A 24,229-nucleotide genomic window follows, 5' to 3' on the forward strand; every position below is an offset into this window, starting at 1 on the left:
TAATTGAGTAGTGAAAGGGTGGTGCAAGAGAGGGGTGGCCGTCAAGCCGGCCACCCCCGGGGTCCGCGCCGGGCGCCTGCTCGCGCCCGCGTACGTCAGGTCTCGGTGCGGTACATCAGGTCGGTCTCGTACGTCGTGAAGCCCAGCCGCTCGTACACCGCGACCGCCGCCTTGTTGTCGGCGTCGACGTAGAGCATGGCCGTCGGCAGCCCCTGCGCCGCCAGGTGCCGCAGGCCGACCAGGGTCAGGGCCTTGCCGAGCCCGCCGCCCTGCTCGCCCGGCCTGACCCCGAGCACGTACACCTCGCCGAGCCCCTCCTCGGCGTGCACCTTGGTCCAGTGGAAGCCCACCAGCTCCCCGCGCCGCTCCGCCAGGAAGAACCCGGCCGGGTCGAACCACGGCAGGGCCTTGCGGTCGTCCAGGTCGCGCTGGGTCAGCGAGCCCTGCTCGGGGTGGTGCGCGAACGCGGCCGCGTTGACCGCGAGCCAGGCCGCGTCGTCCTTGCCGGGCACGAAGGGCCGCACGCTCACGCCCTCCGGCAGCACCGGCTCGGACAGCTCCGGGTCGGTCAACGGCCGCCGCATCTGGCGCAGTTCACGGAACAGGGTGAGGCCGAGCACCTGGGCGAGATGACGGGCGGCGGAGTGGCCGCCGTGCGCCCACACGCGCAGCCGCTTGCCCGAGGCGGCGAGCATCGCCGCGCCCAGCGCCCGGCCGTGCCCGTGCCCGCGGTGCGCCGGGTGGACGACCAGTTCGGCGGCCGGCGCCTCCACCGGGTCGGTGTCCTCCAGCTGGCCGTAGCCGACCAGTTCGCCCCCGGCGGTCAGCAGCAGGTGCGAGACGCCCTCGCGCGGACCCCCGTGGAGCTGCAGCCGGCCCTGCTCGGACACCGGCTGCTGCCCGTCGACACGGGCGGCCTCCGCGAGCAGTCCGAGCACGGCCCCGGCCTGGTCCGGGTCGAGCGCGGAGCGGGTCTCGAGGGAACGGGAGGGGACCGGCCGTACGGTGTCGTCGCTGCTCATGCGTACGAGGGTACGGGGCCGCCGGAGCGAAGTCCCGGTACCGCGGAGGAGAGAAGTCCCGCTGCCGCGCGGAAGGGAGGCCGCGGTGGAGCGAGGGGAAAAGGACGGCAAAGGGAAACCAGGACGTAACCACGAACCCCCTGTCGCGCTACGCGCGTTGACCTTAGGCTGCGCGGCGAACGGGGGCCACGCGCCCCAGCCGACCCACAGGGGGGTTTCATGTCAGCCGCAACCCGGCGCACCAGACGCAGGACCTACGGCCTCCTCGCCACCACCGCCGCTCTCGCCACGGCCGCCGGCCTGGCCGCCGCCCTGCCCGCGCAGGCGCACTCCGGCAAGGACGGCCACGGGCACCACCGTTCCAGCCGCTACCAGGACGTCCAGCTCCTGTCCTTCAACGACCTGCACGGCAACCTGGAGCCCCCGTCCGGTTCCTCCGGCCGGGTCACCGAACTCCAGGCGGACGGCACGACGAAGACGATCGACGCGGGCGGCGCCGAGTACCTCGCCACCCATCTGCGCCAGGCCCGCCAAGGCCACCCGTACTCCGTCACCGCGGCCGCCGGTGACATGGTCGGCGCCTCCCCGCTGCTGTCCGGGCTCTTCCACGACCAGCCGACCATCGAGGCGCTCAACAAGCTGAAGCTGGACGTCACCTCCGTCGGCAACCACGAGTTCGACGAGGGCGCGAAGGAGCTGGCCCGTCTGCAGAACGGCGGCTGCCACCCCACGGACGGCTGTTACGGCGGCGAGAAGTTCCAGGGCGCCGACTTCCCGTACCTCACCGCCAACGTCCTGGACGAGCGGACGGACCGGCCGCTGCTGAAGCCCTACTGGGTGTGGAAGAAGAAGGACGTCAAGATCGGCTTCATCGGCGTCACGCTGGAGGGGACCCCCGACATCGTCTCCGCCGACGGCGTCAAGGGCCTGAAGTTCAAGGACGAGACCGAGACGATCAACAAGTACGCCAAGGTGCTCCAGCGCCAGGGCGTCCAGTCGATCGTGGCCCTGATCCACGAGGGCGGCTTCCCGGCCTCCGGCTCCTACAACTACGACTGCGACTCCGCGGGCGCGGGCTCCGGCATCTCCGGCCCGATCGTGGACATCGCCAAGAACGTCACGCCGGCCGTCGACGCGCTCGTCACCGGCCACACCCACAACGCCTACGTCTGCACGATCCCCGACCCGTCGGGCCGGCCCCGCATGGTCACCTCCGCGTCCTCCTTCGGCCGCCTGTACACGGACACCACGCTCACCTACGACCACCGCACCGGCGACATCGTGCGCACGGCCGTGAAGTCCGCGAACCGCGTGGTCTCCCGGGACGTCCCCAAGGCGGCGGACATGACCGGGCTGATCTCGAAGTGGAACACCCTGGCCGCCCCGATCGGCAACCGGCCCATCGGCTGGATCGCCGGGGACATCAACAACACCGGCACCGAGTCCCCCATGGGTGACCTCATCGCCGACGCGCAGCTCGCCCACGGCAAGGAGCTGGACCCGAAGACCAGCCTCGCCCTGATGAACCCGGGCGGTGTGCGTGCGGGCCTGACCTACGCGGCCAAGGGCGCCGAGGGCGACGGAGTCGTCACCTACGCCGAGGGCTTCACGGTCCAGCCGTTCGCCAACACCGTGAACCTCCAGGACTTCACCGGTGCCCAGCTCGTCCAGGTGCTCAAGGAGCAGGTGAGCGGGCCCAACGCGGCGGCTCCGAAGATCCTCCAGCCGTCGGCCGGACTCACCTACACGCTGGACATGACCAAGTCCGGGGCGGACCGCGTGGTCACCGACTCCATCCGGCTGAACGGCGCCGCCATCGACCCGGCGGCCACCTACCGCGTCGCCACCAACAGCTTCCTGGCGGGCGGCGGCGACGGCTTCCCGACCCTGGGGCAGGGCACGAACGACCTGGTCGGCAGCGACGACCTGGCCGCGCTGGCGAAGTACCTGACGGCCAACTCCTCGGCCACGAGCCCGATCGCGCCGCCGAAGGCGGACCGCGTCACGATCACGCAGTAGCCGCCGTGAGGTGGATCGCACACCTCGGGTAGAGGTTGCGGGTGGGGGGCGGTACGCATGATCGGTTGAGCCGATGCGTACCCCCCACCACATAGCTGCGCATGTACGTCCCAGCGCCCCTACGAGGCGGCCCAAAGCGTCGGCCGGCCGGGAGTGGCCCGTGCTCGCCGCGCCCGGCCCGCCGTCGCGGTGCCCGGCGAACCGGTCGTCCTGCCACGAGGGGCCGGCTCACGCCCGTGACTGCACGGCCTCCGGCGGAGCCGTGGCCGCGCCCGGGAGGCGGACCGTGGCGGTCGTGCCGCCGCCCTCCGCCCGGGCCAGGGAGACCTCTCCGCCCGCCTGCTGCACGGTGCGGGCCACGATGGAAAGCCCGAGACCGGAGCCCGGCAGGGCACGGGCGCTCGGGGAGCGCCAGAAGCGGTCGAAGACGTGCGGGAGTTCGTCGGCGGGAATGCCGGGGCCGTGGTCACGGACCGTCAGCACGCCCTCGGCCAGCCGCACCTCGACGGTGCCGCCCTCCGGGCTGAACTTCACCGCGTTGTCGAGGACGTTGACCACCGCCCGCTCCAGCGCGGAGGGCTCGGCGCGGACGTACCAGGGCTCCAGGTCCGCCGTGATGGTCAGTTCGGGACCGCGCAGACGGGCCCGGCGCAGCGCGGCCTCGACGGTGTCCTGGAAGGACACCACCTGGACGCGCTCGCCCCGCTGTCCCTCGGAGCGGGACAGCTCCTGCAGATCGCCGATCAGCGCGGCCAGCTCCGTCATCTGCGCCTTCACCGAGGCGAGCAGTGCCTTGCGGTCCTCCGGGGGCAGCGGGCGGCCCGTCTCCTCGCTGCGGGTGAGCAGTTCGATGTTCGTGCGCAGCGAGGTGAGCGGGGTGCGCAGCTCGTGGCCGGCGTCCGCGATGAGCTGCTGCTGGAGGTCGCGGGAGCCGGCCAGCGCGGTGGTCATCGAGTTGAAGGAGCGCGAGAGCCGCGCCACCTCGTCCTCGCTGTCGTCGTCCACCGGGATGCGGATGCCCAGGTCCTCGGTCCGGGCCACGTGCTCGACGGCCTCCGTGAGCTTGTCGACCGGGCGCAGCCCCGCCCGGGCCACCGCGAGTCCCGCCGCGCCGGCCCCGACCACCCCGATACCGGAGACGAGGAGCAGGATCAGGGCGAGGTCCTTCAGTGTGTCCTGGGTGTTCCTCAGCGGTATGGCGACCATCAGGGCCGTGTTGGGGTACATCTGGGGCTGGGTCCCGGGCCCCGGGCTGAACGTCAGGGGCTGGGTCAGCACCCGCACCGCGTTGCCCTCGGAGTCGGTGCCGTCGCGCAGGATGCCGTCGTGCAGCAGCCCGTCGTGGTCGTCCGCCTTGGCGATGACGTCGGTGTCGGCCGAGGTCGTCCGCACCCGGCCCGCGGAGTTGGAGGACACACAGGCGGTGCCGTTCTGCTTCACGAGCTGGATGTAGTAGTAGTTGCCGTGGGCGTGGAAGTCGCCGAGTCCGGCGTCGCCGGGCGTCTGCGGGCACGACTCCAGCGTGGAGACGATGTTCACCAGCCGCTGCGGCTCCGAGACCTTCTGCAGATCGGCGTCGACCTGGTCGTACAGCTTGCGCTCCACGATGAACCAGCACGTCACCGAGACCGCCGCCACCGCGAACGCCACCGCCGCCGCGACCAGCATCGCCAGCCGGGCCCTGATCGGCAGCGTCCGGTAGCGGCGGGCCAGCCGCCTCACTCCGCGCCGCCCTGCCGCAGTACGTACCCCACGCCCCGGACGGTGTGCACCAGCCGCGGCTCGCCGCCCGCCTCGGTCTTGCGGCGCAGGTACATCACGTAGACGTCCAGCGAGTTGGAGGAGGGCTCGAAGTCGAAGCCCCAGACGGCCTTGAGGATCTGCTCGCGGGTGAGGACCTGGCGCGGGTGGGCCATGAACATCTCCAGGAGCGTGAACTCCGTGCGGGTCAGTTCCACCTGCCGGCCGCCCCGGGTGACCTCCCGGGTGGCGAGGTCCATGCGCAGGTCGCCGAAGGTCAGCGCCTCGTCCGCCTGGGCCTCGGCCGACACGTCGGCCGCGTACGAGCTGCGCCGCAGCAGCGCGCGGATACGGGCGAACAGCTCGTCCAGCTCGAACGGCTTGACCAGGTAGTCGTCGGCCCCGGCGTCCAGTCCCGTCACCCGGTCGCCCACGGTGTCGCGGGCCGTGAGCATGAGGATCGGGGTGGTGTCCCCGGTGCTCCGGATCCGGCGGGCCGCGGTCAGGCCGTCCATGCGGGGCATCTGGATGTCCAGCACCACCAGGTCCGGCCGGTACGCGGCCGCCTTCTCCAGGGCGTCCGCGCCGTCGACCGCGACCTCGGTGCCGTATCCCTCGAAGGCGAGGCTGCGCTGCAGTGCCTCGCGCACGGCGGGCTCGTCGTCGACGATCAGGATGCGCTGGGGGTCACGGTCGCCTTCGGCGGGGCTCATGGCTCGCGGTTCCTCGGGGTGCGGTGGGTCGGGTGGGTGGGCGGGGCGGTTCTCAGCCTCGCACGCCCGGGGGCCGTGGGGCACGCACGCCGGGCTCAGGAACCCAGCATGCTCAGGCCGCGCGCCGCGCCGAGCTGGTGCACCGCGCTCAGCCGGCGCAGCGGCACCTTGCGGCGGTGCGGACGGTCGGCGGAGGTGCGCAGGCCCATCAGCTCCGGGGCCGGCACGGCGACCTCCGGGACGCGGGGCACGGAGGCGGGGGCGGCGGGGGCGTGCAGCTCGTACGCCACCGCCAGGGGGAGGGTGAGGGCGGCCGGGCCGGTGCCCGTGACGTCACTGTGCGAGACCTGAGTGATCATGACGTGCTCCCTACTGTGCCTGGTGGGTCGTTCAGCTGGTCGAGCCGGCCCGCAGCTTGGCGAGGTCGGACTTGACCGTGTCGACGGGGATCGCGAAGCCGAGCCCGACGCTGCCCGCGTCCGAGGACGAGGAGGCCTTCGAACTCGACGAGTACATAGCGGAGTTGATGCCGATGACATGGCCGCTCGCGTCGATCAGCGCACCGCCGGAGTTGCCGGGGTTCAGTGAGGCGTCGGTCTGGAGCGCCTTGTAGGTCGTCGTGGACGAGCCGGTGTCGCCGTTGAACTGGCGGCCGCCGAACTGGAACGGCCACTGGCCGTCGTCGCCCTGGCCCTGGCTCTGGCCCTGGCTCTCGTCGGTGGAGACGGTCACGTCCCGGTCGAGCGCGGAGACGATGCCGCTGGTGACGGTGCCGGTCAGGCCCTCGGGGGAGCCGATCGCGATGACCGAGTCGCCGACCTGGACGTCGGAGGAGTCGCCCAGCGCGGCGGGCGTCAGCCCGGAGGCCCCCCGCAGCTTGATCAGTGCGAGGTCCTTGGAGCTGTCGGTGCCGACGACGTCGGCGGTGTAGCTCTTGCCGTTGCTGGTGCGCACCTTGATCGAGGAGGCGCCGGCGACGACGTGGTTGTTGGTGACGATCTCGCCACCGGACGTGATGATCACACCGGAGCCGGTGGACGAGCCGTTGCTGAGGGTCGCCTGGATCTCGACGACGCTCGGGCTCACGGCCGAGGCGATCGCGGCGACGTCGCCCCTCTTGCTCGACGGGACCACGGTGGTCGCGGTGCCGGCCGAGGCGACCGTGTCCTTGCCGGTCAGTTCCTGGAAGGCGTAGGCGGTGCCGCCGCCGACCGCGGCCGCGACGATCGCCACGGCGGCGAGCAGCGCCATCGGTCCCCGGGGGCGCCGCTTGGCGGTCCCCTTGGCCGGTCCGGCGGCCGGCTCGGTGCCCGGCGCCGTGACCGTGACCGCCGCGGGCTCGTACGGCGGCGGGGGCGGCCACGCGGGGTTCACGGGAGTGGAGTGGACGTGCTGCCGGGCGTACGCGCCCTGGAGGCCCTCGTGCTCGAACTCGCCGCTGCGGCGGATGCTCTCGGTCATGACAAAGAGCATGTCCCGCGACCATGAGAGCCGCCTGAGTGCTCCCTGAGAAGCCCGGCAGAACCTCGTTCGCCCGATATAAAGGCGCTTCCCGCCGCTCGGGGCGGGCTCTCACCGGGTTCTCGGACCGGCGCCGGAACCGTCAGTTCGAGCAGCCGCAGGACGTGCGCACCACCAGGCGCGACGGGAACGTCTTCAGCCGCTCGCGCCGGGAGCCGGCCACCCGCAGTCCGTCGTCCAGGACCAGGTCCACGGCCGCCCGGGCCATCGCCGAGCGGTCCGAGGCGACCGTGGTCAGCGGCGGGTCGGCGAGCGCCGCCTCCTTGATGTCGTCGAACCCGGCCACCGCCAGCTCGCCGGGCACGTCGATGCGCAGTTCGCGCGCGGCCCGCAGCAGGCCGATCGCCTGGTCGTCGGTGGAGCAGAAGAAGGCGGGCGGACGGTCCGGGCCGGAGAGCACGTCGAGCGCCACCCGGTAGGCGTCGTAGCGGTTGTAGGGGGCCTCGTAGAGGCGGCCCTCGGTGGGGATGCCCGCCTCGTCCATCGCCCGCTTCCAGCCCTCGACGTGGTCGGAGACCGGGTCGCCGACGGCCGGCGTCTGTGCCGTGCCGCCCATGCAGGCCACGTACTCGTAGCCGTGCTCCAGCAGGTGGCGCACGGCGAGCTGGGCGCCGCCCAGGTCGTCGGTGACGACGGCGACGTCGTCGATCGCCTCGGGGCGCTCGTGCAGCAGCACCACCCGGGCGTCCCAGGCGTCGATCTCGGCGGCGGCCAGGTCGTTCAGGGCGTGCGAGACCAGGATGAGGCCGGAGACCCGCATGCCGAGGAACGCCCGCAGATAGTGGACCTCACGCTCGGCGATGTAGTCGGTGTTGCCGACCAGGACCATCTTCCCGCGCTCGGAGGCGGCCTGTTCGACCGCGTGCGCCATCTCCCCGAAGAAGGGCTGGCGGGCGTCCGGGATGATCAGCCCTATCAGGTCCGTCCGGCGCGAGGCCATGGCCTGGGCGACCCGGTCGGGCCGGTACCCCAGCTCCTTGATCGCCGCGAGGACACGCTCGCGCGTGGCCGGGGCGACCGGCCGGGGTCCGTTGTTGATGACATAACTGACGACGGCGGTGGAGGTCCCAGCCAGCCGTGCCACGTCATCACGAGTCACCTTCGCCACGCGCGGAGTCTACGCGGATTGACCCGCTCTGGGCAGGGCGTATCACATCCCGGCCATGCGCCGGTGCCGACCGCCCGGACCCCCGCCGTGCCCGCCCTACGCGTCCGCGTGGATCTCGGTGGCGTCGAGCGCCGCCGAGGTGTCCGCATCGTCCGTCTTCGCCCGGCCGGCCTTGGCCTTGTTCTCGTCGGCGGAGCGGTCGCCCTTCTCGGGGGTGACGAAGCGGTAGCCGACGTTGCGGACGGTGCCGATCAGCGACTCGTGCTCCGGCCCGAGCTTGGCGCGCAGCCGCCGTACGTGCACGTCGACCGTGCGGGTGCCGCCGAAGTAGTCGTAGCCCCACACCTCCTGCAGCAGCTGGGCGCGGGTGAAGACCCGGCCGGGGTGCTGCGCGAGGTACTTGAGCAGCTCGAACTCCTTGAAGGTCAGGTCCAGGACCCGGCCCTTGAGCTTGGCGGAGTAGGTCGCCTCGTCCACGGAGAGGTCGCCGTTGCGGATCTCCATGGGGGAGTCGTCGTTGACGATCTGCTGCCGGCCCATGGCGAGCCGGAGACGGGCCTCGACCTCGGCCGGGCCGGCGGTGTCGAGCAGCACATCGTCGATGCCCCAGTCGGCGGTGACGGCCGCGAGGCCGCCCTCCGTGACGACGAGGAGCAGGGGACAGCCGGGACCGGTGGAGCGCAGCAGCTGGCACAGGCTGCGCACCTGCGGCAGGTCGCGGCGCCCGTCGATGAGGATGACGTCGGCGCCCGGGGTGTCGACGAGGGCGGGGCCCTCGGCCGGGGCCACCCGCACGTTGTGCAGCAGCAGGCCCAGCGCGGGGAGCACCTCCGTCGACGGCTGGAGGGCGTTGGTCAGGAGCAGCAGAGAACTCATACGTCTGGTTCCTCCTCGGTCCCTGCGAGGACATGTGCGGTACGGAACTGCTCTGCGATCCCGAAGGCCCCGTACGTCCGCGGTCTCCCGCTTCGTATACAACGCTTCCGAAAGCACAAAAGGACCCGGGGGCTGCGCTGCCCGAGTCCTCTGCCAAGCAGAATAGCCCACATGAGCAACCGTCCGTCAGGTCATGTGGCGCGTTCCACCGTTCGTCCGAATCACGAGACGGCCGGACCGGCCCCTATGCGGACGTTCCTGCGCACATCAGACGGAATCGCGGTCGATTCCGTATACGATCCGGGCCCGGTCGTATACGAAGCGTCTCCGTGCGCCGCCGCACCACCCTCCGCGGCCCCGGTCTTCGTGGTCGCCCACGGCTTCACCGGGGACGTGGACCGCCCGCACGTGCGCAGGGCGGCGGGCGTGCTCGCGCGGTACGGCGCCGTCGTCACCTTCTCCTTCCGCGGCCACGGTGCCTCGGGCGGCCGGTCCACGGTCGGCGACAAGGAGGTGCTGGACCTGGACGCGGCGGTGCAGTGGGCGCGCGGACTCGGGCACACGCGCGTGGTGACCGTCGGCTTCTCCATGGGCGGCTCGGTGGTCCTGCGGCACGCGGCCCTGCGGCCGGGCACGGTCGACGCGGTGGTCGCGGTGAGCGCGCCCGCCCGCTGGTACTACCGGGGCACGGCCCCCATGCGCCGTCTGCACTGGCTGGTCACCCGGCCCGCGGGCCGGCTGGTCGGCCGCTACGGCCTGCGCACCCGTATCCACCACCGGCAGTGGGACCCGGTGCCGCTGTCCCCGGTGCAGGCGGTGCCCCGGATCGCGCCGGTCCCGCTGCTGATCGTGCACGGCGACCGCGACGGCTACTTCCCCCTCGACCATCCCCGGATGCTCGCCGAGGCGGCCGGTGAGCACGGCGAGCTCTGGGTGGAGCCGGGCATGGGCCACGCGGAGAACGCGGCCGACGACGCCCTGCTGGGCCGCATCGGCGACTGGGCGGCCCGCCGGGCGGGCTAGCCTGGCAGCGCACTTCCCTGTTTTCCGCCGTCGATAGAGGAACCAGATGCCCAAGGTCACGGTCCGCTACTGGGCCGCCGCCAAGGCCGCGGCCGGGGTCGGCGAGGAGCCGTACGACGCGGCCACCCTCGCCGAGGCGCTCGCCACCGTAGCCGAGCGACACCCCGGTGAACTCACGCGCGTCCTGCGGCGTTGCTCCTTCATCGTCGACGGTCACCCCGTCGGGACCCGCGCGCATGAGACGGTACGGCTGGCCGAGGGCGGCACGGTCGAGGTGCTCCCGCCGTTCGCAGGAGGATGAGGCGATGAGCGACCAGCCGTACCAGGGCGGGCCGTACGAGGGGTACGACCCGTATCAGCAGCAGCCGTACCAGCAGCAGCCGCATCAGCAGGCCCAGCAGTACCAGCAGCCTCACCCGCAGCCGCACGAGCACCAGCAGGCGCACCAGGGACAGCAGGGATGGGCCGGCCACGACGAGTACGCGCAGCCCGGCTACGACCCCCAGCTCACCCAGCAGTGGCAGGGGCAGACGTGGGAGACGCAGACCCACGCGCCGGTCCAGCCGGCCGCCGGGGCGGCGTACCCGCTGCCGCCCGAGCAGCAGGCGTACCAGCAGGGGTACCCGCAGCCGCCGCACGCGGCCCAGCACCATCCGCAGGTCGCCGAGCCGTACGCGCAGCCGCAGCACCAGGCGCCGCAGCCCCAGCCGGAGACGCACACCCGGTCGCAGGCGGCGGCACCGCCGGCGGCGGACGCCACCGGTGCCGGTACGGACCCCGGGTACGGGCCCGCCACCCTCGCCGGCAACAGCCGCGTCACCGACGCCCAGCGGGCCCGCATCGAGGGCCGCTCCCCGATCATCGAGCCCGGCATGCAGCCGGCGCTGCTCACCGCCCTGCTGGGTGTGCTGCTCGCCGTGGCGGCGCCCGTCGCCTCGTACGCCCTCGTGGTACCGCTGGTGCTGCTCCAGGCCGTGACGGCCGCGGGCTGGTTCCGGCTCAACGGCATGTGGCCCGCCCGGCAGGGCATCGCGCTGGCCTTCGCGGGCGCGCTCACCGCGGACGTCGCGGTGCTGGCCGCGGGCCGCGACCACGCGCCCGCCGCGATCCTCGGCCCGCTCGGCGCCTGGGTCCTGCTGTCCCTCGTCCTCCAGCTCCGCTCGCACGCCTCGCCCGACGAGCGCATGTACGGCCTGATGGCGACGGTCGCCTCGACGGCCCTTTCGGTACTGGCCACCGGCTATCTGGGTGCCGACCCGCACGCGGTGTCGGTGGGCGCCGCGGCGGTCGCGGTGGCCGTCGTGGCCCGTGCCCTGCCGCTGCCGACCCCGGCCTCCGTCGCGGTCGCCGTGCTGGCGGCGGCCGGCGCGGGCATCGCGGTGGGCGGCATGACCGGCCTCGGTGCGAAGGGCGCCGCCCTGGGCGCGGCGGCCGGTGTCTGCGCGCTGATCGGCCACCGTGTCGCCGCCTACGACTACCCGTCCCGCTTCGTGCACTTCACCGCGGGCGTGGCGCTGCCCCTGTCGGCGGCGGCCCCGGTGGTGTGGGTGCTGGGGCGGGCGCTCGGCTAGCCGGCCGCGCCCTCCCGCGTCGCCCCGGGCGCGCGGACATGCCGAAGGGCCGCATCCCCCTGGCGTCCAACCCAGGGATGCGGCCCTTCGCCGTCACCGAGCCCGTTCGGCCCGCTCCGCCCGCTCAGACCGCGATGGCGACCTCGGCCAGCCCGCCCTGCTGGGCGACGACCGTGCGGTCCGCCGTGCCACCGGGCACCAGCGCGCGCAGGGTCCAGGTGCCCTCCGCCGCGTAGAAGCGGAACTGGCCCGTGGCGGAGGTGGGCACCTCCGCGGTGAACTCGCCGGTCGAGTCCAGCAGCCGGACGTAGCCCGTCACCGGCTCGCCGTCCCGGGTCACCTGACCCTGGATCGTGGTCTCACCGGGCTTGATCGTCGAGGCGTCCGGGCCGCCGGCCTTCGCTCCACACATGTGTCTCTCCAGAGGGGTCTGACCAGAAGGTCGGTCGGGAAGGGTTGGTCGCGGTCACTTGCCGGAGCCGAGCTCGATCGGCACGCCGACCAGGGAGCCGTACTCGGTCCAGGAGCCGTCGTAGTTCTTGACGTTCTGCACACCGAGCAGCTCGTGCAGCACGAACCAGGTCAGGGCCGAGCGCTCACCGATGCGGCAGTAGGCGATGGTGTCCTTGGCGAGGTCCACGTCCTCCTGGGCGTACAGCTCACGCAGCTCGTCGTCCGACTTGAAGGTGCCGTCGTCGTTGGCGTTCTTCGACCACGGGATGTTCGCGGCGGTCGGGACGTGGCCCGGGCGCTGCGACTGCTCCTGCGGCAGGTGGGCCGGGGCGAGCAGCTTGCCGGAGAACTCGTCGGGGGAGCGGACGTCGACCAGGTTCTGCGCGCCGATCGCGGCCACGACGTCGTCGCGGAAGGCGCGGATCGAGGCGTCCTGCGGCTTGGCCCTGTACTCGGTGGCGGCGCGCTCGGGCACGTCGTCGCCGGCCACCAGCTCGCGGGCGTCCAGCTCCCACTTCTTGCGGCCGCCGTCGAGGAGCTTGACGTTCTCGTGGCCGTACAGCTTGAAGTACCAGTAGGCGTAGGACGCGAACCAGTTGTTGTTGCCGCCGTAGAGAATCACCAGCGTGTCGTTGGCGATGCCCTTCTTCGACAGGAGCTTCTCGAAGCCCTCCTGGTCGACGAAGTCACGACGGACCGGGTCCTGCAGGTCCTTGGTCCAGTCGATGCGGATCGCGTTCTTGATGTGGTTCTTCTCGTAGGCGGACGTGTCCTCGTCCACCTCCACGATGGCGACGTTCGGGTCGTCCAGGTGCTCCTGGACCCAGTCCGCGTCTACGAGGACGTCGCTGCGGCTCATGCTCTTTCTCCTCCGGGGCAGTTACGGCGGGGCGTGCGAGTGCGTGGGTACGGGCGCTCGGCTGCGAGCGGCGCACGGGTGCCCTTCGACACAGGGCGGTGGGGAACGCGGAGGGCCGGGGGCGGCCGCTACCGCTTCAGAAAGGGCGACAGAGCATGGCGGCAACGCGGCACAGGTCCACTGCCCGCCGCTTCGTGAGATCCGCCTGTCGCCTCATGGGTTCGATCGTAGGGATGTCTGGGCGGACGTGTCACCGGCGTGTCGCATCATGAGACGCGATCGTCCGAATGATGAGAGCGAAAGAGCGCCCGGGCCGTCGCCGTACGGTCCCCGGGCGCTCGTCGACGCTCTGGCATCTGCGGTACGGACACGGGTGTCTCGACTGTCGGACACCCGCCGTCCTCCGCAGGCTTACGACTACCCCGCCAGCTTGACGTCCGAACCCTTCACGGTGATCTCCACGCCGTTCCGCGCCGCCCGCACCTCGGCCAGCTCGATACCGCCGGGCAGCCGGTCGACGGCCTGCTGGAAGTCGGTGACCGAGCGGATCAGGCCCTCCGCGAGGTCGAGGCCGCCGAACCTGGGCACGCCGTCGGCCTTGACCTGCAGCTTGTTGTCCCGGACGGTGACCGAGCCGAGCAGGTGGATCGTGCCCAGTCCGGAGACCTTCAGGGCCATCTTGATCTTGCCGTTCCCGCCGTCCGACAGGCCGACCACCTGGGCCGTGAGCCCCAGGCCGAGCGGCGTGGGCTCCGACTTCGCGGCCTTCAGCAGCTCGTCGTAGGCGATGGTCGCGGTGCCCGTGGCATCGGCGGCGGTGGCCGAGCTGTAGTCGCCGGAGAAGGACACGTCCCGCATGTCGGCCCTGAGGTCGTCGATGCGGATCGTCTGCGAGCCCTTGCCGGTGGCCGCCTCGTAGTCCTTGACGCCGACCTCGACGTCGTCCAGCTCGCCGCCCGCCACCTGCGTGAGGAACGGGAAGCCCTTGATGGACACGTCGGGGGTGCTCGCCAGGTTCTCGGTGGTCTTCAGCCGGTCGGCCACCTCGCCCTCCGCGAAGTGCACCGCGACCCGGTCCACGACCACGAACAGCAGACCGAGGACCACGAGGAGGATCAGCAGTATTCGCAAGGCGCGCATGTGGTGTTCCCCGGGTCGGCGGTGGTCTGGATACGCCACGGTAACCGTGCGGGGCGGGGCGTGCGGAGGTTTGTCGATCAGTTGTGACAGCGGCGGGACCGGGCGCCGCGGCCTACGCTGGAACCATGCTCGCCCGGCGACGGCACGTCTATTTCGCCATGATGGGGACCTGCATCGGTCTCTTCGTCCTGGCGTGGGCGGTGGTGCGCCTGTGGTCGGTCCCGGCGGCCGTGGGCATGTGCGTGGTGGCCATGGTCATTCCGCCGGTCGCCGCGATGATCGCGAACCGGCGGGGGCCGGACGACCGCTGGTGGGACGACCCGTCCGGCGACCCGAAGTCCGACGAGTGGTGGGACGAGCTGGACGGCAGGAGACGCCGTCGTTAGGAGGGGGCCCGCATGCCGTCCGCACGGCTGTCCACGGTGGTGCTCGACGCGCGGGACGCGCACGCGCTGGCCGGCTTCTACCTGCGCCTGCTCGGCTACGTCACCCGCGCCGAGGAACCCGGCTGGGTCCTCATCGGGCCGCCGGGCGGCGGCACCGCGCTCTCGTTCCAGTCGGAGCCCGGCTACGTCCCGCCCGTCTGGCCCGGCCGCGGTCCCGGGGAGCAGCAGATGATGCTGCACCTCGACATCGAGGTCGACGACCTGGAGAGCGAGACCGCACGCGCGCTCGCCGAGGGCGCGACGCTCGCCGCGCACCAGCCGCAGGCCGACGTCCGGGTCCTGCTGGACCCCGCGGGGCACCCCTTCTGCCTGTGGACCCAGCAGGAGGTGTGAACCGCGCGGAACGGCCGTCTCGGTAGCGGAACGGCCGTCTCAGTAGACGAGCGCCTGGGCCCCGTCGGCCATCGCCTCCTGCACGAAGACCTGCGCGCCCGCGATCCGCACGCCCTCGAGGACGTCCTTCTCGGTGATCTCGCGCCGGGCCGCGCACTGGGTGCACAGGGTGACGCGGCCGGCGGCGAGGACCGAGTCGATCAGGTCGGGCAGCGGCGCGGCGTGCGGCAGTTCGAACTCCGCGGCCCGCCCCGGCAGTGCGAACCAGGACGACTCCCCGGTCAGCCACAGCGAGACCTCGACCCCGCTGGCGACGGCGACCGCCGCCACCGTGAAGGCCTGCGAGCAGCGCTCGGGGGCGTCGGCACCGGCAGTCACCTTGATCACGAGCTTCTTCGCCATGGCCGAATCGTAATCAACGCCCCCGCAACTCCCGGACCTGACCACGAGTCTGCTGTGGGGCGTGGATTCGGAATTCACGCTTCCCGTTCTGTGGGGGGACGTCTTGGAAGAACCAGAAGAGCCGGAAGAGAGACCCGACGCGCCGGATGTTCCGGCTGTGGCGAATGATCCCGTCGCGCGGGACGACAGCGGGGCGGCGGACACCTCCGGTGCCGCCGTAGCCGTCGCACCCGCCGCACCCGCACCCCGGCCCCGCCGGCGCGGCCGCGCGGCCCGGCTGGCCGGTGCCGGCGCGCTGCTGGGCCTGGTGGCCGGCGTCTGCGCCGGCTACCACGTCCAGGCCGGCCGCGAGCCCACGAAACTGCCCCCGCTCTCCCAGCCGGTGATCGGGCAGGCGGGGGGCGAGGCCGAGCCGCTCTCCGCCGCACAGGACCGCAAGGTCAGGACGGACGGCGACCTGCGCAAGCTGCTCCTGGACAAGCCGCGCGGCGCGCGCACGGCGGCCTGGGTGCCGAAGGACGGCTGGATGGACCTGGCGGACTACGCCGACCACTTCGGGAACCCCGGTGAGAAGTTCAGCTCACTCGCGACGGACCGGTTCCGGCGGGCGGCCGTCACCGGCTGGAAGGCCGGCACCTCGTCCATCGTCGACATCCGGCTGGTCCAGTACCGGCAGGAGGACTCCATGGCGGCGGCCGACGCCACCCACAACATGGAGGACGACGTGGAGTCCGCCCGGGGGACCGAGAGCTCGAGCATCCCGGGGACCGGGGACGGCATGGCGTACGTCCACCCGCGGCCGGTCGTCGACTACGGGGCGGGCCGGACGCTGTACTCGGCCGAGGCATACGCATGGCGCGGTGACGTGGCGATGGAGATCTGGGTCTTCAGCAACGGGCCGATCGCCGAGAAGGAGATCAGGGACCTGGCCCGACGGCAGATGGAGCGGCTGTGACCGAGAACCAGAACGAGCCGGCCGAGCCGGCCACGTCGGCTGCGCCCGCCGACTTCGCGGCACAGGCCGAGCACCCCCTTCCCGAGCCCGCCCGGGGCGGTGGTGGTCGCACGGACCGGCGCCGGTTCCGCGTCCCCGTCGTCGCCGGGTGGGTGCTGCTGGCCGGAGCCCTGGTCGCCGGGGTAGGTCACACCGTCGTCACCGTGCGGGCGGCCGATCGGGACGCGGGCTCGCCGATCTGGCGGTTTCCCGGCGCCGCGGCCGACGGGCGCAAGGCGGAGCCGCGGCACGGGCTCGCGGGGATGCTCGTGCCGTACGGGACCGGCACCTGGGTCCCCGGTCCCGACATCGGGGAGTTCGGCTCCGACGCCGAGCTGACCGGCGCCCAGGCCACGGCCCTGCGCAAGCGGTCGGTGAGCGGCCTGCCCCGGACCACCCGCAAGGAGATGGAGCGGCAGATCGACCGGCAGCACATCACCGGCATGGCCATGCGCAGCTACTTCAGCGCACAGTCCCAGCCCTACCTGTGGAACGAGGAGGTCTACGCTGTGAGCATCACGCTGTCCCGGATGGGGGACGAGTCCGCGGCCCGCCGCGTCTCCGCGTCCACCGGCCAACTCGTCCAGGAGCTGGGCGCCCTGCGTGCCGGCCCGGCGGTCAAGGGCCACAAGGACGCCAAGTGCTTCCGCACGCCGAAGGGTTCGGGCGAGGGCGTGAACGAGATCTTCTGCTCCGCCCACGTCGGCGACGTCCTGGTCACCACCACCGCGTCCGGTGCGAAGACCCTCGACGGCGCCGGCGTCGCGGAGCTGCTGAGCACCCAGCTCGACCGTATCGCCGAGCCGGGAGCGGCCGTATGAGCGAGGACCTGATGACGCAGCCGCCCGCCGCGCAGCCCGCCCCCCAGTCCCCACCCACCCCCGCCAAGGACCACCGGGTCCTGCGGGCCGCGCTGCGCTGGACCGCGGCCGTCGTGGCGTTCGCGGTGGCCGGGGCGGGCACGGCGTACGGGATCACCCGGATGGAGCGGACGGACGTACCCGGACTCGCCACCGAGCCGGACGGCCGCTGGGACTACCCGGAGCTGACCCGGCCCCCGCTGCCGTCCGGCAGCCCCGCGCCCTTCGCCGAGTCGAACCGGTCCGGCTCGCACTACGCCGACCTGCGTGCCTTGCTGCTCCCCGCGCCGAAGGGCGCCACGCGGGACAAGGCGCTGCGCGGCCGGGACGGCTGGCTGGCCACCGGCACCTTCCTGGCGGAGTACGCGCTGAAGGAGGAACGGGACGAGCTGCGGCAGAAGCTCGTCGACACCGGCCTGCGGCACATCGCGGCCCGCGGCTGGACCATGCCCGACGGCACCCGGACCCGGGTCTACCTCCTGCAGTTCGGCACGGCGAACGTCGTGGAGAACGAGTTCGCCGGCGACAACGTCTCCTACAGCGTCCCCGGCCGCCAGGTGCGCGGCGTCGGCGAGGCCGTCTACGACGAGCGCTTCCCCGACGCGGCCGCGGTCTCCGGGACCGAGCGCACCGCGTACGTCGAGACCCGGCCCTACGGCGCCGAACAGGTCCGTCAGGCCTACGTCGCCGCGGGGGACGTCTACGCCGTGATCCTCCAGTCCAGGAAGGGCTCCGCCCCCGCGATCCCCTTCCAGCAGACGGTGGTGCTGCAGAGCCAGCTCCTCGGCTGAGCCCCCGAGGGACTCCGGGGAACCACCTCGGAAGGAGAGCCGGGTCTCGGCCGCGTAAGCTGGGCCCCGGCTCTGTCGTACGCCCACCCTCGCTCAAGGAGCACCCGTGGAGATCTTCTTCGAAACCCTGCTGGTCCTGGTCTGCGTCGGCGTTCTCGCCTTCGCCGGTCTGACCGTGAAGAAGCTGTACCAGGGCCAGCGCTGACCACTCCCACCCAGGAACACTGCCGATCATGATCGAGATCCCGTCCGACCTGCACAAGGACCTCGTCCCGCTCGCCTTCCTGCTCGGCAACTGGGCCGGCGCGGGCGTGCACGACTTCCCCGGCTCGGAGAAGTGCAACTTCGGTCAGGAGGTCACGTTCGGCCACGACGGCCGGGACTTCCTGGAGTACCACTCCCGTACCTGGGTGCTGGACAACGACGGCAACAAGGTCCGCCCGCTGGAGTCGGAGTCCGGCTTCTGGCGGATCGACGCCGAGCGCCGGGTCGAGGTGACGATGACCCGCGACGACGGCGTCATCGAGATCTGGTACGGCGAGATGGCCGACAAGAAGCCGCAGATCGACCTCGTCTCCGACACCGTGGCCCGTACCCCCGACGCCCCGCCCTACAGCGGCGGCAAGCGGCTGTACGGCTACGTCAAGAGCGACCTGATGTGGGTCGGCGAGAAGCAGACCCCCGAGGTCGAGCTGCGCCCCTACATGTCGGCCCACCTGAAGAAGGTCGTCACCCCGGAGGACGTCGAGCGCTGGGCCAAGGCCCTGCCCGACGACATGCCGGACGACGGCATCGCGTTCTTCAAGTAGACCCCGCCTGACGGCCGTCCCCTCTCCGGCCGGCTCGTCCTGCCGCAGGCCCGTCCACCGGGAGGTCCGCCGAACGGCGGGCCCGTCCGGCGGGCGGGCCTTTCGGCGCGTGGGCCCTGCGGGCCGGTGGCCCTAGACTTTCCGGTGTGGTGAGCACCGACTGGAAGAGCGACCTCAGGCAGCGCGGCTACCGGCTCACGCCGCAGCGGCAACTCGTGCTCGAAGCCGTGGACGCCCTGGAGCACGCGACCCCCGACGCCATCCTCGGCGAGGTGCGCAGGACCGCCTCCGGGGTCAACATCTCCACCGTCTACCGCACGCTGGAGCTGCTGGAGGAACTCGGCCTGGTCAGCCACGCCCACCTCGGCCACGGCGCGCCGACCTACCACCTCGCCGACCGCCACCACCATCTGCACCTGGTGTGCCGGGACTGCGAGAACGTCATCGAGGCGGACGTGGACGTGGCCGCGGACTTCACGGCCAAGCTCCGCGAGCAGTTCGGCTTCGACACCGACATGAAGCACTTCGCGATCTTCGGCCGCTGCGAGGACTGTGCCCTGAAGGGTTCAAGTACCACGACGTAGGCTTGCCCCATGAAGAGCCCTCTGCTGTCCCTGCCCGGCGCCGTCCCCGGCGAGGGCCCGGACGAAGGCGTCGCCGCCCACTACGGCGAGCTGTTCCGCGAGCAGCGCGCCCTCGCCGACGGCACCGGTTTCGTCGACCTGTCGCACCGCGGGGTGATCACCGTCACCGGCGAGGACCGGTTGACCTGGCTGCACCTGCTGCTCACCCAGCACGTCAGCGACCTGCCGGCGGGCGAGGCCACCGAGGCCCTGATCCTCTCCGCGAACGGTCACATCGAGCACGCGCTGTACCTGGTGGACGACGGCACCACGGTCTGGGCCCACGTGGAGCCCGGCACCGAGAAGGCGCTGATCGCCTACCTGGAGTCGATGAAGTTCTTCTACCGGGTCGAGGTCGCCGACCGCACCGCCGACGTGGCGGTGGTCCACCTGCCCGCCGGCTCCATCGCCGAGGTGCCCGAGGGCGTCGCCGTGCGCGAGACGGCGCACGGCCGTGATCTCTTCCTGCCGCGCGCCGAGCTGGAGCCGTTCGCCGCGAAGTCCGGCCCCGCCGCCGGGCTGCTCGCCTACGAGGCGCTGCGCGTGGAGCACCACCGCCCCCGCCTCGGCTTCGAGACCGACCACCGCACCATCCCGCACGAGCTGGGCTGGATCGGCACCGCCGTCCACCTCCAGAAGGGCTGCTACCGCGGCCAGGAGACGGTGGCCCGGGTGCAGAACCTGGGCAAGCCCCCCCGGCGGCTGGTCTTCCTGCACCTCGACGGCAGCGAGGTGCACCTGCCCGCCCACGGCACCGAGATCCGTCTCGCGGACGAGGGGCCCGAGGGACGCAGGATCGGCTTCGTGACCACGTCCGTGCGCCACCACGAACTGGGCCCGGTGGCCCTCGCCCTGGTCAAGCGCAACGTACCGCTCGACGCCCGGCTGGTGGCCGGGGAGACGGCGGCCGCCCAGGAAGTGATCGTCGAGCCGTAGGGCCCTCGCACACCGAAGGCGATGCGGCGCCGGGATCCGGCCAAGAGCCCTACATCTCGAGCAGCACCGTGAAGGGGCCGTCGTTCGTCAGGGAGACCCGCATCCGGGCCCCGAACCGTCCCGTCGCCACCGTCGCGCCCAGTGCCCGCAACTGGGCGACGACCTCCTCCACCAGCGGCTCGGCGACCTCGCCGGGCGCGGCCGCGTTCCAGGTGGGGCGGCGCCCCTTGCGGGCGTCGCCGTACAGGGTGAACTGGCTGACGACGAGCAGCGGGGCGTCGATGTCGCTGCACGACCGCTCGTCCTGCAGCATCCGGATCGACCACAGCTTCCGGGCGAGCTGGGCCGCCTTCTCCTTGGTGTCCTCGTGGGTGACGCCGACCAGGACGCACAGGCCCTCGCCCTCGATCGCGCCGACCGTCTCGCCGTCCACGACGACGCTCGCGCCGTCCACCCTCTGCACCACCGCACGCATGCCGACCATCATGCCGGGTGGCCGGTCCCCGGACACGGTCGGCCCATTATTGATCCTTACGCCCCCATGTGGGGCCGTTCGGGGGCACTCGGTCACATAGCGGCGACTTGGGGTGGCACGATGCTTCCACACGCCGGTCGAGGGGACGGTCACACCACATGAGCACACCGAGTACCGGGTGGCTGGAGACGCACCGGCCGCCCGCGCAGCGCGGCGAGGAGCCGTCCGGCCCGTCGCTGCCCGCGGAACCGGCCGACTACGACCTGACCCGGCCGAGCCTGCCCGAGCTGCGCACCCTGCGCCGCGACGCCCAGCGCGACGAGGCGGACCTCAGCTACGTGCGGCGGCTGCTGCAGGGCCGGATCGACATCCTGCGGGCCGAACTCGCCCGCCGCGGCCGGGCGTCCGTACCGGCGCCCGCGGACGCCTCCGTGGTGGAGCGGCTGCCGGAGATCCTCACCGACGCCCCGGCCCGCCAGCGCTCCTCGGCCCGCCACGTCACGCTCGGCACCCCGCTCAACGAGGAGTACCGGCTGCTGGCCGCCGAGATGCTCGGCGAGGTCGAGCTGTCGGACCTCGGGGCCCGCACCGACCGGGAGCTGACCTGTGCCATGGGCCGGCTGGTCGGCTACGAACAGGAGGTCTCCCGGCGCCGCCAGCGACTGCAGCGCATCGCGGACGACTGCAGCGGGGAGATCGCCCGCCGCTACCGGGTGGGCGAGGCGCAGGTCGACGACCTGCTGACCTGACCGGAGGACGGCCGGGCGGGGTGAAAACCGGGCGACAGGGTCCGGGGCGCCCGCCTAGCGTGTCCGTATGACGATCGACATCCGCACGGCGACCGAGGCCGACTTCCAGGGCTGGCAGCGCGCGCGGAACGTCGGCTTCCTCCAGGAGCCGGTCATCAGCCCCGAGCAGCTCGAGGGGCGTCGCAAGCACTTCGTCACCAGCTGGCCGCTCGGCGCCTTCGACGACGGCCGCTGCGTGGCGACCTTCCGCTCCTTCGACCAGGAGATCACCGCGGTGGGCGGCACCGCCGTGCCCGCGGACGCCATCACCAATGTCACCGTCACCGCCACCCACCGCCGGCGCGGCCTGCTGAGCCGCATGATGGAGCGGGACCTGGCGGCGGCGAAGGAGCGCGGTGACGTCGTCGCCACGCTGATCGCCGCCGAGTACCCCATCTACGGCCGCTACGGCTTCGGCCCCGGCACCTGGACGACCGAGTGGACCGTCGAGGTGCCCCGCAGCGGCCTCGACCCGCGCTGGTCGGGCCCGGAGGACGGAGGCCGGATCGACCTCGTGGACGGCGAGGACGTCCGCGCGCTCGGTCCCGGCCTGCACGAGCGGGTCCGCCGCGCCCAGCCCGGGGCGGTCAGCAGGAACGAGCTGTGGTGGCAGGTGAACACCGGTGTCCTCGGCCGGGGCAGCGGCTGGACCGAGCCGTTCTACGCCGTCTACCGGGCGGCCTCGGGTGAGGTCGAGGGCCTGGTCTCGTACGAGTGCGACGACCACTGGCACGACAAGCAGCCGCACAGCACCGCCGACGTCAACTGGCTGCTCGCCGCCACCCCGGCGGCCGAGCGGGCGCTGTGGCGGTTCCTGTGCTCGATCGACTGGATCACGAAGGTCAAGAGCGGCTGGCGCGGTCCGGACGACCTGCTGCCGTTCTTCCTGCCCGACCCCCGTGCGGCTCGGGTGACCGCGCACGCGGACTGGCTGTGGGTGCGGATCCTGGACGTCGTGCGGGCGCTGGAGGCGCGTACGTACGACAGGTCGGGCTCACTGGTGCTGGAGGTCGTGGACGCGGACGGCCTGGCCGGCGGGCGGTTCCGGCTGGAGACCTCGCCGCAGGGTGCCTCCTGCGTCCCGGCCGGCGGGGCGAGCGCCGATCTCACGCTGCCGGTCGCGGAGTTGGGCACGGTCTGGCTGGGGGACGAGTCCCTGGTGCGGCTCGCGGCCCTCGGGCGGGTCCAGGAAGAGCGAGAGGGCGCCGCCCGTGAGGCCGACGCCCTGCTGCGCACGTCCGGGCGACCGTGGTGCCCGGACATCTTCTGACGGTCCCTTCCTCCGGTGACGCGTGCCGTTCATCCGTAGCGAGCTGTTCAGTTGTCACGGTGTTCGGTTGTGGCTGTGCGGTGCCGTGTTCAGTTGTGACTGTGCGGGCCGTGCAGGCCGTTCAGTTGTGACTGTGCGCTCCGGTGGCCGCCCCCTGCCCGGGCTCCCGGCTCCCCTCCGGAAGGGGGCCCGGTCGGCCAACCACTGAGAAGCTTGACCATGTCGCCCAAGTTGGCGACCAACTTCACTGTACTTATCTCCGTTTGGAAGCGTCTCATAACCACCTTTCCCTGAACTGCCGCAACTTGGCGCGAAGTTGTAGTGTTCGTTCGTGGACCCGGAACACGCCTCCGCCAGTGGGCGGAAGAGGCCACAGCGGTCACGCACGTCACACCGCGAGGTGGCCGACGAACTGCGCGCCCGGATCAGGTCCGGGGAACTGCGGGCGGGCCAGCGCATGCCCACCCAGGCCAAGCTCGCCGACGAGTTCGGTGTGGAGCGCGGTGCCGTGCGCCAGGCCCTGCGCATCCTGCAGTCGGAGCACCTGCTCACCGGCGTCTCCAAGGGTGCCCCCGCCATCGTGGCCGCCCTCGCCCAGCGGGCCGGTTCCGCCGCGGGCCCCGCGGCCGGGCCCCAGCCCACCATGGTGGGCCTCGCCCCGCGGATCGCGGCCGCCTTCGCGGCTTCGCACGTCGAGGTCGACGCCCTGTGCCTGACGTCCGTCTCGCTCACGCTGGCGGTCGGGGAGCCGCTCCGGCAGATCCACGCCGGCAAGCTGAAACCGGCCAAGATCGATGTGCGGGTCCTGCTGCCGTCCCGGGACATCGACCTCGCCTTCCCGGTCTCGGTCGAAGCGCGCGGGGACGACGACCCCGTGCACCGGCGCTGGCTGGAGATGCGCAACGCCCAGGGGCAGGTCCTGCGCGACAACCTGCTCGCGCTGCGCACCACGCACGGGATCGACGTGAGTGTGTCCTTCCGGGCGCTGCCCTTCACCCCGCCGGTCAAGCTGTACCTGCTCAACGGGAGCGAGGCGCTGTTCGCCTACTACACGCTCGTCCGCCGGGAGCGGGAGATCGACCACGAGCACCTGCAGCTCTACGACGCCGAGGGCACGCGGTCGATGCTGTTCCCCTTCGCGCGGAGTGCGGACCCGCGCGACACCACGTTCGTGGAGCAGTCCCACCTCTGGTTCAACGCACTGTGGGAGACCATCAGTTCGGATCTGCTGCTCAGGCCCTAGGGTGCGCCGTGCCGGTCACAGGGCCGGGCCGGCGAGGAGCAGGGCGAGCAGCAGGGCCCCGGCGGAGCTGACCGCCGGGCTCTTGGCCTTGATGCCCACGGAGAGCAGCAGCAGGCCGACCAGTCCGACGGCGCCGTACTTCCATTCGACGAGCTGTTCGAAGCCGACGACGAGGACGGCGCAGAGGAGCGCGAGGACAGGCATGGACGTTCCC

Annotated in this window: 29 protein-coding genes; 15 read left to right on the forward strand and 14 right to left on the reverse strand. The window is 72.2% G+C overall.

The features are described 5' to 3' along the window. Window positions 1–95: 95 nt before the first annotated feature. On the reverse strand, window positions 96–1,022 hold the full coding sequence (mshD, locus tag ACWCPN_RS07225; protein WP_199211078.1) for a mycothiol synthase: 927 nt from the start codon (window positions 1,020–1,022) through the stop codon (window positions 96–98). Between the two features lie 219 nt (window positions 1,023–1,241). Between mshD and ACWCPN_RS07230 the strand changes: the two genes are divergently transcribed. Then, complete coding sequence (locus ACWCPN_RS07230; RefSeq protein WP_451203122.1) at window positions 1,242–3,041, forward strand: bifunctional metallophosphatase/5'-nucleotidase; 1,800 nt, start codon at window positions 1,242–1,244, stop codon at window positions 3,039–3,041. A gap of 228 nt (window positions 3,042–3,269) precedes the next feature. On the opposite strand, the gene ACWCPN_RS07235 is transcribed toward ACWCPN_RS07230, so the two are convergent. The 6 genes from ACWCPN_RS07235 to ACWCPN_RS07260 form a co-directional block, all read right to left on the reverse strand. Then, the gene (locus ACWCPN_RS07235) at window positions 3,270–4,763 is read right to left on the reverse strand and encodes a sensor histidine kinase (RefSeq protein ID WP_451203125.1); all 1,494 of its coding nucleotides are present in this window, start codon (window positions 4,761–4,763) and stop codon (window positions 3,270–3,272) included. Beyond that, a complete protein-coding gene (locus ACWCPN_RS07240; RefSeq protein ID WP_199211075.1) occupies window positions 4,760–5,494 on the reverse strand; it encodes a response regulator transcription factor in 735 nt (244 codons plus the stop codon). The genes ACWCPN_RS07235 and ACWCPN_RS07240 overlap by 4 nt, the downstream gene beginning before the upstream one ends. Window positions 5,495–5,589: 95 nt before the next feature. Next, entirely contained in the window at window positions 5,590–5,853 is a 264-nt protein-coding gene (locus ACWCPN_RS07245) for a hypothetical protein (RefSeq protein WP_365127542.1), read from the reverse strand. Between the two features lie 31 nt (window positions 5,854–5,884). Then, window positions 5,885–6,955 (reverse strand): S1C family serine protease, encoded by a 1,071-nt coding sequence (locus ACWCPN_RS07250; RefSeq protein ID WP_451203129.1) that lies wholly within the window; start codon window positions 6,953–6,955, stop codon window positions 5,885–5,887. A 142-nt stretch (window positions 6,956–7,097) separates the two neighbouring features. Then, window positions 7,098–8,123: a LacI family DNA-binding transcriptional regulator gene (locus tag ACWCPN_RS07255; RefSeq protein ID WP_199211074.1), complete on the reverse strand. Its 1,026-nt coding sequence runs from the start codon at window positions 8,121–8,123 to the stop codon at window positions 7,098–7,100. A 96-nt stretch (window positions 8,124–8,219) separates the two neighbouring features. Next, a complete protein-coding gene (locus ACWCPN_RS07260; protein ID WP_199211073.1) occupies window positions 8,220–8,999 on the reverse strand; it encodes a winged helix-turn-helix transcriptional regulator in 780 nt (259 codons plus the stop codon). A 171-nt stretch (window positions 9,000–9,170) separates the two neighbouring features. Between ACWCPN_RS07260 and ACWCPN_RS07265 the strand changes: the two genes are divergently transcribed. The 3 genes from ACWCPN_RS07265 to ACWCPN_RS07275 are packed head-to-tail and all read left to right on the forward strand — an operon-like array spanning window position 9,171 to window position 11,593. Beyond that, window positions 9,171–10,022, forward strand: coding sequence for an alpha/beta hydrolase (locus tag ACWCPN_RS07265; protein WP_451203133.1), 852 nt, complete (start codon window positions 9,171–9,173; stop codon window positions 10,020–10,022). A gap of 46 nt (window positions 10,023–10,068) precedes the next feature. Beyond that, window positions 10,069–10,323 (forward strand): MoaD/ThiS family protein, encoded by a 255-nt coding sequence (locus tag ACWCPN_RS07270; RefSeq protein WP_451203136.1) that lies wholly within the window; start codon window positions 10,069–10,071, stop codon window positions 10,321–10,323. A 4-nt stretch (window positions 10,324–10,327) separates the two neighbouring features. Next, on the forward strand, window positions 10,328–11,593 hold the full coding sequence (locus tag ACWCPN_RS07275) for a hypothetical protein (protein ID WP_451203139.1): 1,266 nt from the start codon (window positions 10,328–10,330) through the stop codon (window positions 11,591–11,593). A gap of 124 nt (window positions 11,594–11,717) precedes the next feature. Here the strand turns inward: ACWCPN_RS07275 and ACWCPN_RS07280 are convergent, their stop codons facing one another. The 4 genes from ACWCPN_RS07280 to ACWCPN_RS07295 all read right to left on the reverse strand — a co-directional run bounded on the left by ACWCPN_RS07280 (window position 11,718) and on the right by ACWCPN_RS07295 (window position 14,045). Continuing rightward, window positions 11,718–12,005: a DUF1416 domain-containing protein gene (locus ACWCPN_RS07280; RefSeq protein ID WP_006348354.1), complete on the reverse strand. Its 288-nt coding sequence runs from the start codon at window positions 12,003–12,005 to the stop codon at window positions 11,718–11,720. Between the two features lie 54 nt (window positions 12,006–12,059). Then, on the reverse strand, window positions 12,060–12,905 hold the full coding sequence (locus ACWCPN_RS07285) for a sulfurtransferase (RefSeq protein ID WP_451203142.1): 846 nt from the start codon (window positions 12,903–12,905) through the stop codon (window positions 12,060–12,062). A gap of 136 nt (window positions 12,906–13,041) precedes the next feature. Continuing rightward, window positions 13,042–13,122, reverse strand: a complete 81-nt coding sequence (locus ACWCPN_RS07290) for an Ms5788A family Cys-rich leader peptide (protein ID WP_351055874.1) — start codon at window positions 13,120–13,122, stop codon at window positions 13,042–13,044. Between the two features lie 200 nt (window positions 13,123–13,322). Further along, window positions 13,323–14,045, reverse strand: a complete 723-nt coding sequence (locus tag ACWCPN_RS07295; RefSeq protein ID WP_451203145.1) for an LmeA family phospholipid-binding protein — start codon at window positions 14,043–14,045, stop codon at window positions 13,323–13,325. Between the two features lie 125 nt (window positions 14,046–14,170). Here ACWCPN_RS07295 and ACWCPN_RS07300 point away from each other — a divergent pair, with 125 nt between their 5' ends. Together ACWCPN_RS07300 and ACWCPN_RS07305 are read left to right on the forward strand one after the other, a co-directional pair. Next, entirely contained in the window at window positions 14,171–14,431 is a 261-nt protein-coding gene (locus ACWCPN_RS07300; RefSeq protein WP_365127530.1) for a DUF3099 domain-containing protein, read from the forward strand. Window positions 14,432–14,443: 12 nt separating this feature from the next. Further along, window positions 14,444–14,824, forward strand: a complete 381-nt coding sequence (locus ACWCPN_RS07305) for a VOC family protein (RefSeq protein WP_199211068.1) — start codon at window positions 14,444–14,446, stop codon at window positions 14,822–14,824. Between the two features lie 39 nt (window positions 14,825–14,863). Here the strand turns inward: ACWCPN_RS07305 and ACWCPN_RS07310 are convergent, their stop codons facing one another. Then, window positions 14,864–15,226: a DsrE family protein gene (locus ACWCPN_RS07310; protein ID WP_365127528.1), complete on the reverse strand. Its 363-nt coding sequence runs from the start codon at window positions 15,224–15,226 to the stop codon at window positions 14,864–14,866. A 157-nt stretch (window positions 15,227–15,383) separates the two neighbouring features. Between ACWCPN_RS07310 and ACWCPN_RS07315 the strand changes: the two genes are divergently transcribed. The 6 genes from ACWCPN_RS07315 (at window position 15,384) to ygfZ (ending at window position 20,239) form a co-directional block, all read left to right on the forward strand. Further along, entirely contained in the window at window positions 15,384–16,181 is a 798-nt protein-coding gene (locus ACWCPN_RS07315; protein ID WP_451203149.1) for a hypothetical protein, read from the forward strand. Beyond that, entirely contained in the window at window positions 16,178–17,041 is an 864-nt protein-coding gene (locus tag ACWCPN_RS07320; RefSeq protein WP_451203152.1) for a hypothetical protein, read from the forward strand. Before ACWCPN_RS07315 ends, ACWCPN_RS07320 begins: the two co-directional genes overlap by 4 nt. After that, complete coding sequence (locus ACWCPN_RS07325) at window positions 17,038–17,871, forward strand: hypothetical protein (protein ID WP_451203154.1); 834 nt, start codon at window positions 17,038–17,040, stop codon at window positions 17,869–17,871. The genes ACWCPN_RS07320 and ACWCPN_RS07325 overlap by 4 nt, the downstream gene beginning before the upstream one ends. Before the next feature lie 233 nt (window positions 17,872–18,104). After that, window positions 18,105–18,680, forward strand: a complete 576-nt coding sequence (locus ACWCPN_RS07330) for an FABP family protein (RefSeq protein WP_199211064.1) — start codon at window positions 18,105–18,107, stop codon at window positions 18,678–18,680. A gap of 146 nt (window positions 18,681–18,826) precedes the next feature. Then, window positions 18,827–19,264, forward strand: a complete 438-nt coding sequence (locus tag ACWCPN_RS07335; protein WP_199211063.1) for a Fur family transcriptional regulator — start codon at window positions 18,827–18,829, stop codon at window positions 19,262–19,264. 9 nt (window positions 19,265–19,273) lie between these two features. Continuing rightward, entirely contained in the window at window positions 19,274–20,239 is a 966-nt protein-coding gene (gene ygfZ / locus ACWCPN_RS07340; protein WP_451203157.1) for a CAF17-like 4Fe-4S cluster assembly/insertion protein YgfZ, read from the forward strand. A 49-nt stretch (window positions 20,240–20,288) separates the two neighbouring features. On the opposite strand, the gene dtd is transcribed toward ygfZ, so the two are convergent. Then, the gene (gene dtd / locus ACWCPN_RS07345) at window positions 20,289–20,714 is read right to left on the reverse strand and encodes a D-aminoacyl-tRNA deacylase (RefSeq protein ID WP_199211062.1); all 426 of its coding nucleotides are present in this window, start codon (window positions 20,712–20,714) and stop codon (window positions 20,289–20,291) included. 158 nt (window positions 20,715–20,872) lie between these two features. On the opposite strand from dtd, the gene ACWCPN_RS07350 reads away from it, so the two are divergent. From ACWCPN_RS07350 to ACWCPN_RS07360, 3 genes are all read left to right on the forward strand, one after another. Continuing rightward, window positions 20,873–21,463 (forward strand): RsiG family protein, encoded by a 591-nt coding sequence (locus ACWCPN_RS07350; RefSeq protein ID WP_451203159.1) that lies wholly within the window; start codon window positions 20,873–20,875, stop codon window positions 21,461–21,463. Window positions 21,464–21,530: 67 nt separating this feature from the next. After that, window positions 21,531–22,772 (forward strand): GNAT family N-acetyltransferase, encoded by a 1,242-nt coding sequence (locus ACWCPN_RS07355; RefSeq protein ID WP_451203161.1) that lies wholly within the window; start codon window positions 21,531–21,533, stop codon window positions 22,770–22,772. Window positions 22,773–23,103: 331 nt separating this feature from the next. Next, window positions 23,104–24,015 carry a winged helix-turn-helix domain-containing protein gene (locus tag ACWCPN_RS07360; protein ID WP_451203164.1) on the forward strand — a complete coding sequence of 304 codons (912 nt, stop codon included), beginning with the start codon at window positions 23,104–23,106 and terminating at the stop codon, window positions 24,013–24,015. Between the two features lie 15 nt (window positions 24,016–24,030). On the opposite strand, the gene ACWCPN_RS07365 is transcribed toward ACWCPN_RS07360, so the two are convergent. After that, window positions 24,031–24,219, reverse strand: a complete 189-nt coding sequence (locus ACWCPN_RS07365) for a hypothetical protein (protein ID WP_199211058.1) — start codon at window positions 24,217–24,219, stop codon at window positions 24,031–24,033. Window positions 24,220–24,229 lie beyond the last annotated feature (10 nt).

The organism is Streptomyces sp. NPDC002386 (assembly GCF_053593175.1).

Excerpts from the sequence above, each read along its gene's own strand:
- ACWCPN_RS07290 (WP_351055874.1), bottom strand. The coding sequence starts at position 13,122 with ATGAGGCGACAGGCGGATCTCACGAAGCGGCGGGCAGTGGACCTGTGC.
- ACWCPN_RS07300 (WP_365127530.1), top strand. The coding sequence starts at position 14,171 with ATGCTCGCCCGGCGACGGCACGTCTATTTCGCCATGATGGGGACCTGC.
- ACWCPN_RS07285 (WP_451203142.1), bottom strand. The coding sequence starts at position 12,905 with ATGAGCCGCAGCGACGTCCTCGTAGACGCGGACTGGGTCCAGGAGCAC.
- ygfZ (WP_451203157.1), top strand. The coding sequence starts at position 19,274 with ATGAAGAGCCCTCTGCTGTCCCTGCCCGGCGCCGTCCCCGGCGAGGGC.
- ACWCPN_RS07265 (WP_451203133.1), top strand. The coding sequence starts at position 9,171 with ATGAGCAACCGTCCGTCAGGTCATGTGGCGCGTTCCACCGTTCGTCCG.
- ACWCPN_RS07230 (WP_451203122.1), top strand. The coding sequence starts at position 1,242 with ATGTCAGCCGCAACCCGGCGCACCAGACGCAGGACCTACGGCCTCCTC.
- ACWCPN_RS07260 (WP_199211073.1), bottom strand. The coding sequence starts at position 8,999 with ATGAGTTCTCTGCTGCTCCTGACCAACGCCCTCCAGCCGTCGACGGAG.
- ACWCPN_RS07355 (WP_451203161.1), top strand. The coding sequence starts at position 21,531 with ATGACGATCGACATCCGCACGGCGACCGAGGCCGACTTCCAGGGCTGG.
- ACWCPN_RS07240 (WP_199211075.1), bottom strand. The coding sequence starts at position 5,494 with ATGAGCCCCGCCGAAGGCGACCGTGACCCCCAGCGCATCCTGATCGTC.
- dtd (WP_199211062.1), bottom strand. The coding sequence starts at position 20,714 with ATGCGTGCGGTGGTGCAGAGGGTGGACGGCGCGAGCGTCGTCGTGGAC.
- ACWCPN_RS07280 (WP_006348354.1), bottom strand. The coding sequence starts at position 12,005 with ATGTGTGGAGCGAAGGCCGGCGGCCCGGACGCCTCGACGATCAAGCCC.
- mshD (WP_199211078.1), bottom strand. The coding sequence starts at position 1,022 with ATGAGCAGCGACGACACCGTACGGCCGGTCCCCTCCCGTTCCCTCGAG.
- ACWCPN_RS07295 (WP_451203145.1), bottom strand. The coding sequence starts at position 14,045 with ATGCGCGCCTTGCGAATACTGCTGATCCTCCTCGTGGTCCTCGGTCTG.
- ACWCPN_RS07270 (WP_451203136.1), top strand. The coding sequence starts at position 10,069 with ATGCCCAAGGTCACGGTCCGCTACTGGGCCGCCGCCAAGGCCGCGGCC.
- ACWCPN_RS07250 (WP_451203129.1), bottom strand. The coding sequence starts at position 6,955 with ATGACCGAGAGCATCCGCCGCAGCGGCGAGTTCGAGCACGAGGGCCTC.
- ACWCPN_RS07325 (WP_451203154.1), top strand. The coding sequence starts at position 17,038 with ATGAGCGAGGACCTGATGACGCAGCCGCCCGCCGCGCAGCCCGCCCCC.
- ACWCPN_RS07330 (WP_199211064.1), top strand. The coding sequence starts at position 18,105 with ATGATCGAGATCCCGTCCGACCTGCACAAGGACCTCGTCCCGCTCGCC.
- ACWCPN_RS07310 (WP_365127528.1), bottom strand. The coding sequence starts at position 15,226 with ATGGCGAAGAAGCTCGTGATCAAGGTGACTGCCGGTGCCGACGCCCCC.
- ACWCPN_RS07350 (WP_451203159.1), top strand. The coding sequence starts at position 20,873 with ATGAGCACACCGAGTACCGGGTGGCTGGAGACGCACCGGCCGCCCGCG.
- ACWCPN_RS07275 (WP_451203139.1), top strand. The coding sequence starts at position 10,328 with ATGAGCGACCAGCCGTACCAGGGCGGGCCGTACGAGGGGTACGACCCG.
- ACWCPN_RS07365 (WP_199211058.1), bottom strand. The coding sequence starts at position 24,219 with ATGCCTGTCCTCGCGCTCCTCTGCGCCGTCCTCGTCGTCGGCTTCGAA.
- ACWCPN_RS07245 (WP_365127542.1), bottom strand. The coding sequence starts at position 5,853 with ATGATCACTCAGGTCTCGCACAGTGACGTCACGGGCACCGGCCCGGCC.
- ACWCPN_RS07305 (WP_199211068.1), top strand. The coding sequence starts at position 14,444 with ATGCCGTCCGCACGGCTGTCCACGGTGGTGCTCGACGCGCGGGACGCG.